This window comes from Saccharopolyspora dendranthemae (genome assembly GCF_007829955.1).
Taxonomy (GTDB): domain Bacteria; phylum Actinomycetota; class Actinomycetes; order Mycobacteriales; family Pseudonocardiaceae; genus Saccharopolyspora; species Saccharopolyspora dendranthemae.
Map to the genome: position 1 here is coordinate 941131 of NZ_VIWX01000002.1, position 12435 is coordinate 953565.

A 12435-nucleotide genomic window follows, 5' to 3' on the forward strand; every position below is an offset into this window, starting at 1 on the left:
GACGCGACTCTCGAGGACATGACAGAGCAGAACTACATGTTCAACACCGCAGAGACCGGGGAGCACCAGCGCCTGCTGGCGCACGCCCAGGTGTGGGATCCCGTCACCTTCCGCAGGCTCAAGAGCACAGGTCTGGGGGAGGGGTGGCGGTGCCTGGAGGTCGGGGCGGGCAGCGGAACGGTCACCGAGTGGCTCGCGGAGCAGGTCGGGCACACCGGGCACGTCGTGGCCACGGACCTCGAGACCAAGTGGATCCGAGGGCTGGGTTCGCCGAACGTCGACGTCGTCGAGCACGACATCAGAACGGATCAGATCGGCGAATCGGTCTACGACCTGATCACCCTCCGCCTGGTGATGACCCACCTGCCGGACAAGCTCGCCGTGCTCGGCAAGCTCGGTCGAGCGCTGGTACCGGGTGGCTGGTTGCTCGTCGAGGACTACGACATGCGAGTGCTCCCGGTGTTCGAGCCGCCCGACGCCACCTGCTCCAAGGTGGCAGGGGCGTCAGCGGAGGCGATCCGCGCGGGCGGCGGCGATCCGTATCTCGGCGCGAAGCTCCCCGGCCTCCTGAGCGCCGCCGGTCTGACCGGGGTGGAGACCGAGGCGGTGGCGTTCCCACGACGCATGCCCGCGATCCGGAGTTGGCGAACGCAGGTCGCCGAGATGCGCGATCGGCTCGTCGGGGCGGGACTCGTCAGCGCCGACGAAGTCGACCTCGTTCTCGCGCGTTTCGATGACGAGTACTGCGAGCTGGTCGTGTACGGGCCGCTGCTGGTCTCCGCGCGAGGGCGGAGACCAGCATGACCGCAGGTCTCACGTGCGCGGGCTCGCTGGGGGTGAGCCCGCGCGCGTCGGCTTCCGCGAAAGCGCTGTGGAAGGGGTCGCGAGGAGCCTGCGCTCCATGACGGACGGGTACATCTTCAACACGGCCGAGGACGGTGAGCACGAGCGGCTGCGGGTCCAGGCGGAGATGTGCGACCGGCTGACGCGCCGCCGGATTCAGGAGACCGGGATCGGCGAAGGGTGGTCCTGCCTGGAGGTGGGTGGCGGGATCGGGACCGTGACGAGGTGGCTCACCGGTCAGGTCGGGAGCACCGGCCGCGTCGTGACCACGGACCTCGAACCCGAGTGGCTGAGGGAGTTGGACGCGGACAACCTCGAGGTCCTCCGCCACGACGTGTCGGCAGATCCGCTCGGGGAGGCCGAGTTCGACCTGATCACCGTCCGGCTGGTGCTCGTGCACCTGCACGATCCCCGCGCGGTCCTCGACAAGCTCGTCACGGCTCTCAAACCCGGTGGCACTTTGCTGGTGGAGGAGTGCGACCTGAGCACGATGCCGCTGTCCGACCCGCCGGACGAGACCTGGCACGAGGTCATCAGCGCGCTGATCTCCCTGTTGGCGAGCATGGGTCCAGACCCGTACCTGGGGCGGAGGCTCACGCGCATGATGCTCGATGCGGGCCTTCACGACGTGGACTCCGAAGTGGTGGCCTATCCGAAACTCATGCCCGAAAGCCCCAGCCTTCAGGTGCAGGTCGTGAAGATGCGGGACCCGCTGATCGAATCTGGGCGGGTGAGCCAGGACGCCATCGACGAGGTTCTCGCCCGGTTCGGCGACCCCACCTGCGATCTCGTGCTCCACAACAGCACGATCCACTCGGTCTGCGGGCGCAGACCCGGCTGACGGGCGTCCACCGGCGGCCGGTGGACGCCGTCGGTGGTCAGCGGTCCAGTCTGGACATGGCGTCCGGGTGGTAGCGCTCGCCCGCTGCGGCGCCGGGTGGGAACCGGGCCGAGAGCTCCGCGACGAGTTCCGGGGCGAGGTCGACGTCTGCTGCCTGGACGTTGGCGCGGACGCGGTCGAGGTTGCGGCTGCCGGGGATCGGCAGGACCTCCGGCCCCTGGGCCAGCAGCCACGCCAGCGCGAGCTGCGCAGGCGTGACGCCCAGGGCGTCGGCGTGGTCCCGCAGCGGCCGGGTGAGCTCGATGTTGCGCTGCAGGCTCCCCTCCTGGAACCGCGGGTAGCGCTGGCTGCGGACCTCCAGGTTCTCCACGTCGGCGACGCTGGTGAAGGCGCCGGTGAGCACGCCGCGTCCCAGCGGGGAGTAGGCCACCAGGCTCGCGCCCAGCTCGCGCACCGCCGGCAGCACCTCGGCTTCGAGGTCCCGGGTGAACAGCGAGTACTCCTGCTGCACCGCGGTGATCGGGTGGACCGCGTGCGCGCGGCGCAGGGTCGCGGCGCTGATCTCCGAGAGGCCCACGTAGCGGATCTTGCCTTCGGCGACCAGCTCGCCCATGGCGCCCACGGTGTCCTCGATGGGCGTGGTGCGGTCGAGCCGGTGCAGGTAGTAGAGGTCGATGTGATCGGTGCCGAGCCGGGACAGGCTGGCCTCCACGGCCTGGCGGACGTATTCGGGCCTGCCGCCGCCGGTCTCCTTGTTCGCGCCGAACTTCGTGGCCAGCACGACCTCGTCGCGCCGGCCGGCCAGCAGGGTGCTGATCAGCTTCTCGTTGTGGCCGTCGCCGTAGACGTCGGCGGTGTCGAGGAAGTTCACCCCGAGATCGAGCAGGTCGTTCAGCAGTTGCTGTGACGTGGCGTCGTCGGCGCTTCCGTAGACGCCGGAGAGGCCCATCGCGCCGTAACCGATGGCGCTGACCTCGGGACCGCCTCGGCCGAGTCGGCGACGCGGGGGAATCGTGGGCACGGATCGACTCCTGATCGGATCGGTGTTGATCGCGGCCAGCCTAATCGGGGCGGCCGCGGGCGCTCGTGGCTCGGGAGCTCACAGTTCGAAACCCGCTCGGCGCTCGGCGGGCACCAGGTCGAGGTAGTCGGAGTGCTTGGCGATCCAGCCGCGCACGTAGGGGCAGAACGGCAGCACGCGCAGCTCGCGGCTCCTGACTTCGTCCAAGGCGGCGCGGACCAGCTTGCCGGCCAGGCCCTGGCCGCTGAAGTTGTCGTCGATCTCGGTGTGGGTGAACGAGATCTGGCCGGTCTTGAGCCGGTACTCGGCGAAACCCGCGAGTTCGCCGTCCACGAGGATCTCGAACCGGTTGGCGTCGGGGTTGTCCTTGATCTCGGGTTCGGTGCTCACTGATGTGCTCCCGTCGACGAGTAGATGATGCTTCAACCATCATTGTGCACGCGTGCGGCTGATGGAGGAGGCTGAGGACGTGAGCAACGTCGAGAAACAACCCGACGAACTGGCCTGCGGAGGCGTGGCGACCGCGGCTCCGGAACCTGAGCTGCTGCGGCCCCGGGAGGTGCCGCTGGGCGGGCCGAGGGCGATGCTCGTCGGCCGTACGCTGCCGAATCGCGATCGACGGATGGTCGGGGCCTGGTGCTTCGCCGACTTCTTCGGGCCGGCCGACATCGCCGGGCAGGCCGGGATGCAGGTCCCGCCGCACCCGCACACGGGTCTGCAGACCGTCAGCTGGCTGCTCGAAGGCCAGGTGCTGCACCGCGACAGCCTCGCCAACACCCAGCTCATCGAGCCGGGGCAGCTGAACCTGATGACCGCCGGGGTCGGGATCTCGCACTCCGAGGAATCGCCCGCGGACCACGCGCCGATCCTGCACGGGGTGCAGCTGTGGGTGGCGCTGCCCGAGGCCCGGCGCGGAGTCGACCCGCACTTCGAGCACCACGGCGACCTGCCGGTGATCTCGACGCCGGAGGGCTCGGCGACCGTGCTGATGGGCTCGCTGCTCGGTGGCACTTCTCCGGCCAAGACCTACACGCCGTTGCTCGGTGCGGAGCTGACCACCGAGCCGGGTGCGAGCATGCGGATCCCGGTCGAGGAGGACTTCGAGCACGCGGTGCTCGCGCTCTCGGACCTGACGGTCAACGGGGAGCAGGTGAGCACCGGCGACATGCTCTACGTGGGCAGGGGTCGCGAGGACGTGACGATCGGTGCCGCGGGAGCGGGACGGGCGATGCTGCTCGGCGGGGTGCCCTTCGAGGAGGAGATCGTCATGTGGTGGAACTTCGTCGGCACTACCCACGACGAGGTCGCTCAGGCGCGGGCGGAGTGGGAGCGGGGTCGCGAGGATTCCGACGCGCAGGGCCGTTTCGGGGTCGTGCGCGGGTACGCGGCGCCGGCGCTGGCCGCTCCGGCGCTGCCCAACGCGGCGCTGCGGGCGCGGGGGCGCGTCCGGAACCGGTCGTGATCAAGGCGCCGTCGCTGCCGGCGGACCACCGTCGTAGAGTCCGGGGAAAGTGTTCTGATGAAAGGATCAGTTGATGAGCAAGGGTCTGGAGATCCGCCTCGCGTCCCGTCCGCAGGGGCTGCCGACGATGGAGAACTTCGACTTCGTCGAGGCGGAGGCTCCGCAGCCGGGTGAGGGCGAAGTCCTGGTGCGCAACCTCGTCATGAGCGTCGACCCGTACATGCGCGGCCGGATGAACGAGGGCAAGTCCTACGTGCCGCCCTTCGAGGTCGGCAAAGCGCTCCAGGGCGGCGCCGTCGGCGAGGTCGTGACCAGCAACGCCGAGGGCTACGAGCCCGGCGACCTCGTGCTGCACATGCTGGGCTGGCGCGACTACGCGGTGGTGCCCACCAAGCACGCCACCAAGGTCGACGCGAACGTCGCACCGCCGAGCGCCTACCTCTACGTGCTCGGCATGCCCGGCATGACCGCATACGCCGGCCTGGTCGACGTCGCCGAGCAGAAGGAGGGCGACGTCGTGTTCGTCTCCGGCGCTGCGGGTGCGGTCGGCTCGCTGGTCGGCCAGATCGCCAAGCTGCGCGGCGCCAAGAAGGTGATCGGCAGCGCCGGTTCGCCGGAGAAGGTCAAGTACCTGCTCGACGAGGCCGGCTTCGACGCGGCGTTCAACTACCACGACGGCCCGGTCCGCAAGCAGCTCGCCGAGGCCGCGCCCGAGGGCATCGACGTCTACTTCGACAACGTCGGCGGTGAGCACCTCGAGGCCGCGATCTTCGCCTTCAACGACTTCGGCCGCGCCGCCGAGTGCGGGATGATCTCGCAGTACAACAACGAAAGCCCGCAGCCCGGCCCGCGGAACCTGATGATGATCGTGCAGAAGCGCCTGAAGGTGCAGGGCTTCATCGTGGGCGATCACGCGCACGTCAAGGACGCGTTCTTCAGCGAGGTCGGGACCTGGCTGGCCGAAGGCAAGATCAACTATCGCGAGACGGTCGTCGAGGGCCTCCGCAACGCGCCGGACGCGTTCCTCGGCCTGATGCGCGGTGACAACACCGGCAAGATGCTGGTCAAGATCGCCTGATCACCCTCACTGGGCGGGGTGGTCGCGCAGCCACTCCGCCCAGGTGGTCCGGCCGTGCCGATCGTTCGGGCAGGTCAAGTCGGACGCGATGCGCCGCAGGCGTTTCGGCGCAGGGACGCCGAAGGTGCGCAGGTTCGCGCCGCGCGCCTCGCGCCAGCTGCGCACCACCTGGTCCAGCGTGAGCACCTCGGGCCCGCCGAAGTCAGGACGCCGCCCCGCGGGGCCCTCGGCCACGCATCGGGCGAGGTGGCCGGCGAAATCGCGGTCGTCGACCGGTTGAGCGGGCAGCGACCGGGGCAGCGGGACGGCGGGAAGCCGGGCCGCGCGCCCGAGCATCCGGTCCAGCAGCCAGTGGAACTGGGTGGCGCGCGTGATCGACCACGGCACGTCGGCGACGCTGACCAGCTCCTCGGCCGTGTGCTTGAGCCGCAGGTAGGGCAGGGCGGGGCGGTCGATGCCGACGATCGAGACGTAGAGGAAGTGCCCGGCACCGTTCGACGTCGCGGCCTCGATCAGCCGTGAGGTGCCGTCGACGTCGACCTCCGGAGGACTGCGCCAGAAGTCGGCGGGGTGGAGGAATCCGCGCTGGGCGGACGGCGACGAGGTCGCCGCGTGCACCACGGTTCCCGCTCCGGCGACGAGCTCCTCGACGCCCGCGCCCGTGGCGAGATCTCCAGGGACCCACTGGACTTCGGGGTCCGTGCCCGGGTGCCGGGTGAGCACCCGAACCCGGTGCGTGGGCTTGAGCAGGCGCACCAGCTGACGCCCCAGGTGGCCGGTGCCACCGGTGATCGCGACCGTTTCCATGGGCCGGCACCTCCTGGGATCGACGATCCCACCGGTGGGCCGCGCCCGCGAGCGGCGTCAGCGTCCGAGCAGCGGGTCCGTCAGGCCGTCCACCACGCCGCCGACCAGCGGCAGCAGTCCCGGCTGCGAGGGCGTGCTCGGTTCGGTCGTCTCGTCCGGTTCCGAGGGCTGCGTGGGTTCCGAGGTCGGTGGTTCGGTCGTCTCGCTCGGCTCGGAAGGTTGGGTCGTCTCCGAGGGCTGCGTGGGTTGCGGGCTCGGCTCGCTCGGGACCGGCGTGCTGGTCGACGGCGTCGAGCTCGGGTGTTCGGACGTCGTCGACGGCGCGGGTTCGCGCGTGGCCGACGGCTCGGTCGACGTGGTGACGGCCACCGGCTCGGGCTCGGCGATCGCCTGCGTGGTCGGCGCGGGGTGCGGCGCGCTCGGCACCGAAGGGGGAGTGCCGGGACTGTGCTCCGGAAGCGTCAGCTGCGGCAGGTACTGCCTGGCCGGAGCCGCGCCCTGGGCGCGGGCGGCGTTGGCCGTCCCCGGCGTCGCCACCTCGTCCGCGCGCGTCTGCGAGTAGTGCGCGCTGGTGATCGCGATGACCGCGAGCACCGCTGCGGTCGTGTACCCGAGCACCGGTGCGGTGTACCGCGCGACGGCACCGCGGCGGTGGCGCCCACGCCTGGATCGCGCCAACGACGACCTGCCCACTGCAACTCACCCCACTGTCGGATGATCCGTTCTGACCAAGAGCGCTCACCCGAAAGAGTGAGGCCGCTCGAACCCTACGTCACACGACCGACCACCCGCCAGCACCGCCCCGCCACTCGGCCGCAGCCTCGTTCGCCCGGTCGCGGGCCCGCGTTCCGCTCGCGAACGCGGGGCGTGCCGTGTTCGGAGCGCTATGTTGCCGTCGAGGCGAACGAGAGGTGCGACGTGAATCTGCTCGACGACCCCAGCGACGTCCTGCCCACCGATCGCGACGCGGCGACCCTCGTCGGTCGGCTGCACGATCCGCAGGAGGCGGGCCCGGCGGTCGTCGCCCTCCGCGGCGACGAACTCATCGACCTCACCGGCGTGACGCCCACGCTGACCGATCTGCTCGAACACCGCGATCCCGCCGAGCTCGCCCGCACCGCCCCCGGTCGCAAGAGCTGGTCGTGGGAAGGCGTGCTGGCCGAGACCTTCAGCGGCGGACCGGGACCGAGGCTGCTGGCGCCGGCAGACCTGCAGGTGCTCAAGGCGGCGGGCGTCACCTTCGTCAAGAGCATGCTGGAGCGGGTCATCGAGGAGCGCGCGGCCGGTGACGTGACTCGGTCGGCGGAGATCCGCGACCAGGTCGAATCAGCGATCGGCGGCGCTCTCGCGGCCGTGCGACCCGGCTCGGACGAGGCCCGCGCGGTGAAGGAAGTGCTGGTGCGCGACGGCCTGTGGTCGCAGTACCTGGAGGTCGGGCTCGGTCCGGACCCGGAGATCTTCACGAAGGCGCCGCTGCTGTCGGCGGTGGGAGCCGGTGCCGACATCGGCATCGCGGAGGGCTCGGAGTGGAACAACCCCGAGCCCGAGGTGGCGCTGGCGATCCGCAGCGACGGCGCGATCGTGGGCGCGACCCTCGGCAACGACGTGAACCTGCGCGACGTCGAAGGCCGCAGCGCCCTGCTGCTGCCGAAGGCCAAGGACAACAACGCCTCGGCTGCTCTCGGACCGTTCCTGCGGCTCTTCGACGACGGTTTCGGACTGGACGACGTGCGGGGTCTGGACGTTCGGCTGGAGGTCCGCGGTGAGGACGGGTTCGTCCTCGACGGGCACAGCTCCATGCGGGAGATCAGCCGAGATCCCGAGGACCTGGCCGCTGCCGCGCTCGGTCGGCACCACCAGTACCCGGACGGCTTGATCCTCTACACCGGGACCCTCTTCGCTCCCACGGAGGATCGCGGCGCTCCCGGAAAGGGCTTCACCCACCAGGTCGGCGATGTGGTGCGGATTTCCACCCCGAAGCTGGGCACCCTCGCCAACCGGGTCGACCGCAGCGAGCGGTGTCCGCAGTGGACCTTCGGCGTGCGCTCCCTGCTCGCCAACCTGGTCCACCGCGGACTCCTCTGACCCCCTGGGATCACCGCGGGCCGCACGCCCGCGGTGACGCGACCGCGCTCAGTGGTGGTCGGACAGGCGAGCGTTGCGCTTCACCTGCACGGCCAGATCCTTGAGCCCCCGCCGGGTGCTCATCGACCCGGTGCCGTCCAGCGCGTCGGTGAACATCACGAACCCCAGAACCAGAACCAGCAGCATTGCCACGACGACGACGAACACTTTTCCTCCCCTTCTCGATTGCGCTATCGAGCTCTCGCAATCCCTCGTTACTACTGGGACGCGCTTCACCCGCGAAGGTGGTGCAAGATCGCCCAAATGTGATGCACAACACTGAGCGTGGTCGCGTCATGTCGCGTGGCAACGGGTGCATAGGATCGGCCGCGGAGGCCCGAACGGAGGGCTCCTGAGCACTGCGACGAGGACTAACCTGGAGATATGGCGACCACACCGCCCGCGCCGACCTCGCGACCCAACGCGGCGCAATGGGTCTGGTACGCCTTCGGTGGGAAGCTCCCGGACCGGTGCGCCGAGTGGGTGCTGCACGACGTCACCTGCCGCACCTGGGTCCTGCGCCACCTCGCTCGCGCGCTGACCCAGCTCGCCCCGTTCTGCGCCGTGCTGATGCTGCTGCCCGGTCCGATGTGGATCCGGTTGAGCTCGCTGGCCCTCGGTCTGCTGGTGGGGCTGTTCTACTCGGTCTGCTACATGGGCGAGACCGGCGAGCACCGCGCCATCAAGCACGGCTTCCCGCCCGGCGTGGCTCGCGACACCCGGACCATGCGCCGGGACGTGGATCGCGCCAACAAGCACGGCGTCGGGTACCGCCCTTGGTGGGAATGAGCCCCGCGCGCCGCTTTCGCGAGAACTCGCTGTAGCGCCGCGTGATCTCCCGATCATGCGGGTGCTCACCGGTGGGCCTACGTTCGGTTCAACTCGCGCCGGAACCGGCGGGAGGAGTCGGAGCGAGGAGGGCCGCACCGATGTCACACGTCGTTCGCGCAGCGCTCGTGCAGGCCAAGTGGACCGGTGACACCGGGAGCATGGTCGACGTCCACGAGCAGCACGCCCGGCGCGCAGCAGCGCAGGGCGCCCGGATCATCGGATTCCAGGAGATGTTCAACGCGCCCTACTTCTGCCAGGTCCAGGACGACGAGCACCACCGCTGGGCAGAGCCGGTGCCGGACGGCCCGACCGTGCAGCGGATGCGCGCGCTCGCACGCGAGCTGTCGATGGTCGTCGTCGTGCCGATCTTCGAGCTCGACGGACCCGGCTTCTACTACAACACCGCCGCGGTGATCGACGCCGACGGCAGCTATCTCGGCAAGTACCGCAAGCACCACCTGCCGCACCTGCCCGGGTTCTGGGAGAAGTACTACTTCCGCCCCGGCAACCTGGGATGGCCGGTCTTCGACACCGCCGTGGGCCGCGTCGGCGTCTACATCTGCTACGACCGGCACTTCCCGGAGGGCTGGCGGGCGCTCGGCCTGGCAGGGGCGCAGATCGTCTACAACCCCTCGGCGACCAGCCGCGGGCTGTCGTCCTACCTGTGGAAGCTCGAACAACCCGCCGCTGCGGTGGCCAACGAGTACTTCGTCGCGGCCATCAACCGCGTCGGAGTCGAGGAGTACGGCGACAACGACTTCTACGGCAGCAGCTACTTCGTCGACCCCTACGGCCAGTTCGTCGGCGACCCGGCCGGCGATGCCGACGAGGAGCTGCTGGTCCGCGACCTGGACCTGGAGGTCATCGACGAGGTCCGCCGCAAGTGGGCCTTCTACCGGGACCGCCGTCCCGACGCCTACGGCCCGCTGACCCGGCCCTGAGGGAGTGCCGCGATGAGCAGAACAGTGATCCGCGGGGGACTGGTGATCACCGCGACCGAGGAGGTCCGGGCCGACGTCCTCATCGAGGACGAGACGATCGCCGCCGTCGCCACGCCCAATGTGGCGCAGGAGTGGACCGCTGACACGGTTCTCGACGCCACCGACCGCTACGTGATCCCCGGCGGGGTGGACGCCCACACCCACATGGAGATGCCCTTCGGCGGCACGTTCGCCGCCGACACCTTCGAAACCGGCACCCGCGCGGCGGTCTTCGGCGGGACCACCACGATCATCGATTTCGCGATCCAGCCCGTCGGCGGCACGCTGCGCGAGGGCGTCGAGGCCTGGCACGCCAAGGCCGACGACCAGTGCGCCATCGACTACGGCTTCCACGGAATCCTCTCCGACGTCGGCGACGGCGTGCTCAAGGAGATGGACGCGCTCGTGGGCGAGGGCATCACCAGCTTCAAGATGTTCATGGCCTACCCGGGCGTGTTCTACAGCGACGACGGGCAGATCCTGCGCGCCATGCAGCAGGCGGGTGACAACGGCGCGCTGATCATGATGCACGCCGAGAACGGCATCGCGATCGACGTGCTGGTCCGCCAGGCGCTGGAAGCCGGCCGGACCGGCCCCGAGCAGCACGGCCGCGTCCGGCACCCGCTGCTGGAGGCCGAGGCGACCCACCGCGCGATCAAGCTGTCCACAGTGGCCGGTTCGCCGCTGTACGTGGTGCACGTGTCGGCAACCGAGTCGGTCGCCGAGATCACCCGCGCCCGCCACGACGGCTTGAACGTCTTCGGCGAGACCTGCCCGCAGTACCTGTTCCTGAGCGTCGACGAGCTCGACGCCCCGGAGTTCGAAGGCGCGAAGTACGTCTGCTCCACACCCCTGCGCCCAGCCGAGCACCAGGAATCGCTGTGGCGGGCGCTGCGCACCGACGACCTGTCGGTGGTCTCCACCGACCACTGCCCGTTCTGCTTCGCCGGGCAGAAGGAGCTGGGGCGCGAGGACTTCTCCAAGATCCCCAACGGCATCCCCGGCGTGGAAAACCGCCTGGACCTGCTGCACGACGCCGTCGTCGCGGGCCGGATCAGCCGCCGCCGCTGGGTGGAGCTGGCCAGCACGGCACCGGCCCGGATGTTCGGGCTGCACCCGCGCAAGGGCACCATCGCGCCCGGCGCGGACGCCGACATCGTGCTCTACGACCCGTCCGCCCAGCAGATCCTCTCGGCCGAGACGCACCACATGAACGTCGACTACAACGCCTACGAGGGCAGGTGGGTCACCGGCCGGGCCCGCACGGTGCTCTCGCGCGGCGAAGTCGTCGTGGACGACGGCGACTACCGGGGACGTCCGGGCAGAGGGCGGTTCCTGCGGCGCGAGACCTGCGGGTACCTGACCTAGGAGGAGCGGCCATGGACTTCGGAGTCGTCCTGCAGACCGACCCGCCCGCGTCCGAGGTGGTGCGGCGGATGCAGCAGGCCGAAGAGCTGGGCTTCACCCACGGCTGGACGTTCGACTCGTGCGTGCTCTGGCAGGAACCGTTCGTGATCTACAGCCGGATCCTGGCCTCCACCGAGCGGCTGCGGGTCGGCACGATGGTCACCAACCCCAGCACCCGCGACTGGACGGTCACCGCGTCGCTGTTCGCCACCCTCAACGACATGTACGGCCCGCGGACCGTCTGCGGCATCGGCCGCGGTGACTCGGCCGTGCGCGTGACCGGCGGGGACCCGGCCACGCTCGCCACGCTGGGCGAGGCCATGTCGGTGATCAAGGACCTCGCCGAGGGGCGCGAGGCGTCGCCGGGCGGCACGCCCGTCCGGCTCCCGTGGGTCCGCGACGGGCACCTGCCGGTGTGGATGGGCGCCTACGGGCCGAAGGCCCTGGAGCTGGCCGGACGTCAGGCCGACGGGTTCATCCTGCAACTCGCCGACCCGGACCTGACGCGGTGGATGGTCGAGCACGTCCGCGACGCCGCGCGACGAGCCGGGCGCGACCCGAGCGAGATCACCGTCTGCGTGGCGGCGCCGGCCTACGTCGGTGACGACCTCGCGCACGCCCGCGACCAGTGCCGCTGGTTCGGCGGCATGGTCGGCAACCACGTCGCCGACCTGGTGTCCCGCTACGGCGACACCGGCAAGTCCGTGCCCGCCGCGCTCACCGACTACATCAAGGAGCGCGACGGCTACGACTACTCGCACCACGGCCGGGCCGGCAACGCCAGCACCGACTTCGTGCCGGACGAGATCGTGGACCGGTTCTGCCTGATCGGGCCCGCGGCCGCGCACCGGGACCGGCTCGCCGAACTCCGCGAGGCCGGTGTCGACCAGTTCGCCGTCTACGCCATGCACGACGCGATCGACGAGACCCTCCGCGCCTACGGGCACGAGGTGATCCCCTCCCGTCCGTGATCGCCGCCGCGACCGGTGGGCGCGGCGGCGATCACACCGCAGCCGGTTTGTAGAGTTCCGCTCGGTTCAG

The 12435-nt window shown here is 70.3% G+C and carries 14 protein-coding genes; 9 read left to right on the top strand and 5 right to left on the bottom strand.

Translation table 11 applies throughout. From position 1 onward, the window contains the following. Positions 1-18: 18 nt before the first annotated feature. Both FHU35_RS13115 and FHU35_RS13120 read left to right on the top strand, forming a co-directional pair. Positions 19-804 (top strand): class I SAM-dependent methyltransferase, encoded by a 786-nt coding sequence (locus tag FHU35_RS13115; RefSeq protein ID WP_145739034.1) that lies wholly within the window; start codon positions 19-21, stop codon positions 802-804. Between the two features lie 97 nt (positions 805-901). After that, the gene (locus FHU35_RS13120; RefSeq protein WP_186459401.1) at positions 902-1684 is read left to right on the top strand and encodes a methyltransferase domain-containing protein; all 783 of its coding nucleotides are present in this window, start codon (positions 902-904) and stop codon (positions 1682-1684) included. 37 nt (positions 1685-1721) lie between these two features. On the opposite strand, the gene FHU35_RS13125 is transcribed toward FHU35_RS13120, so the two are convergent. Further along, positions 1722-2705, bottom strand: a complete 984-nt coding sequence (locus tag FHU35_RS13125; RefSeq protein ID WP_425474128.1) for an aldo/keto reductase — start codon at positions 2703-2705, stop codon at positions 1722-1724. A 78-nt stretch (positions 2706-2783) separates the two neighbouring features. Beyond that, positions 2784-3095 (bottom strand): GNAT family N-acetyltransferase, encoded by a 312-nt coding sequence (locus FHU35_RS13130; protein WP_145739040.1) that lies wholly within the window; start codon positions 3093-3095, stop codon positions 2784-2786. A 79-nt stretch (positions 3096-3174) separates the two neighbouring features. On the opposite strand from FHU35_RS13130, the gene FHU35_RS13135 reads away from it, so the two are divergent. Beyond that, complete coding sequence (locus FHU35_RS13135; RefSeq protein ID WP_145739042.1) at positions 3175-4167, top strand: pirin family protein; 993 nt, start codon at positions 3175-3177, stop codon at positions 4165-4167. Between the two features lie 73 nt (positions 4168-4240). Then, positions 4241-5245 (top strand): NADP-dependent oxidoreductase, encoded by a 1005-nt coding sequence (locus FHU35_RS13140; protein ID WP_145739044.1) that lies wholly within the window; start codon positions 4241-4243, stop codon positions 5243-5245. Between the two features lie 6 nt (positions 5246-5251). Here FHU35_RS13140 and FHU35_RS13145 read toward each other — a convergent pair whose 3' ends face one another. Both FHU35_RS13145 and FHU35_RS13150 read right to left on the bottom strand, forming a co-directional pair. Continuing rightward, on the bottom strand, positions 5252-6052 hold the full coding sequence (locus FHU35_RS13145) for an SDR family oxidoreductase (protein WP_145739046.1): 801 nt from the start codon (positions 6050-6052) through the stop codon (positions 5252-5254). A 57-nt stretch (positions 6053-6109) separates the two neighbouring features. Further along, the gene (locus tag FHU35_RS13150; protein ID WP_145739048.1) at positions 6110-6670 is read right to left on the bottom strand and encodes a hypothetical protein; all 561 of its coding nucleotides are present in this window, start codon (positions 6668-6670) and stop codon (positions 6110-6112) included. A 300-nt stretch (positions 6671-6970) separates the two neighbouring features. Between FHU35_RS13150 and FHU35_RS13155 the strand changes: the two genes are divergently transcribed. Further along, positions 6971-8137: a fumarylacetoacetate hydrolase family protein gene (locus FHU35_RS13155; RefSeq protein WP_145739051.1), complete on the top strand. Its 1167-nt coding sequence runs from the start codon at positions 6971-6973 to the stop codon at positions 8135-8137. A 48-nt stretch (positions 8138-8185) separates the two neighbouring features. Here FHU35_RS13155 and FHU35_RS29280 read toward each other — a convergent pair whose 3' ends face one another. Further along, positions 8186-8344: a hypothetical protein gene (locus tag FHU35_RS29280; RefSeq protein ID WP_186459403.1), complete on the bottom strand. Its 159-nt coding sequence runs from the start codon at positions 8342-8344 to the stop codon at positions 8186-8188. Positions 8345-8560: 216 nt separating this feature from the next. Here FHU35_RS29280 and FHU35_RS13160 point away from each other — a divergent pair, with 216 nt between their 5' ends. The 4 genes from FHU35_RS13160 to FHU35_RS13175 all read left to right on the top strand — a co-directional run bounded on the left by FHU35_RS13160 (position 8561) and on the right by FHU35_RS13175 (position 12365). Beyond that, positions 8561-8965 carry a DUF5313 family protein gene (locus tag FHU35_RS13160; RefSeq protein WP_145739053.1) on the top strand — a complete coding sequence of 135 codons (405 nt, stop codon included), beginning with the start codon at positions 8561-8563 and terminating at the stop codon, positions 8963-8965. Positions 8966-9105: 140 nt separating this feature from the next. Next, a complete protein-coding gene (locus FHU35_RS13165) occupies positions 9106-9948 on the top strand; it encodes a nitrilase-related carbon-nitrogen hydrolase (RefSeq protein ID WP_145739055.1) in 843 nt (280 codons plus the stop codon). Positions 9949-9960: 12 nt separating this feature from the next. Continuing rightward, entirely contained in the window at positions 9961-11355 is a 1395-nt protein-coding gene (gene hydA / locus FHU35_RS13170) for a dihydropyrimidinase (protein WP_145739057.1), read from the top strand. 11 nt (positions 11356-11366) lie between these two features. Beyond that, positions 11367-12365, top strand: a complete 999-nt coding sequence (locus FHU35_RS13175) for a TIGR03842 family LLM class F420-dependent oxidoreductase (protein WP_145739059.1) — start codon at positions 11367-11369, stop codon at positions 12363-12365. The last annotated feature ends 70 nt before the right edge of the window (positions 12366-12435 follow it).

Coding starts and splice junctions, on each gene's coding strand:
- FHU35_RS13165 (WP_145739055.1), top strand. CDS start 9,106: ATGTCACACGTCGTTCGCGCAGCGCTCGTGCAGGCCAAGTGGACCGGT.
- FHU35_RS13140 (WP_145739044.1), top strand. CDS start 4,241: ATGAGCAAGGGTCTGGAGATCCGCCTCGCGTCCCGTCCGCAGGGGCTG.
- FHU35_RS13160 (WP_145739053.1), top strand. CDS start 8,561: ATGGCGACCACACCGCCCGCGCCGACCTCGCGACCCAACGCGGCGCAA.
- FHU35_RS13115 (WP_145739034.1), top strand. CDS start 19: ATGACAGAGCAGAACTACATGTTCAACACCGCAGAGACCGGGGAGCAC.
- FHU35_RS13120 (WP_186459401.1), top strand. CDS start 902: ATGACGGACGGGTACATCTTCAACACGGCCGAGGACGGTGAGCACGAG.
- hydA (WP_145739057.1), top strand. CDS start 9,961: ATGAGCAGAACAGTGATCCGCGGGGGACTGGTGATCACCGCGACCGAG.
- FHU35_RS13145 (WP_145739046.1), bottom strand. CDS start 6,052: ATGGAAACGGTCGCGATCACCGGTGGCACCGGCCACCTGGGGCGTCAG.
- FHU35_RS13175 (WP_145739059.1), top strand. CDS start 11,367: ATGGACTTCGGAGTCGTCCTGCAGACCGACCCGCCCGCGTCCGAGGTG.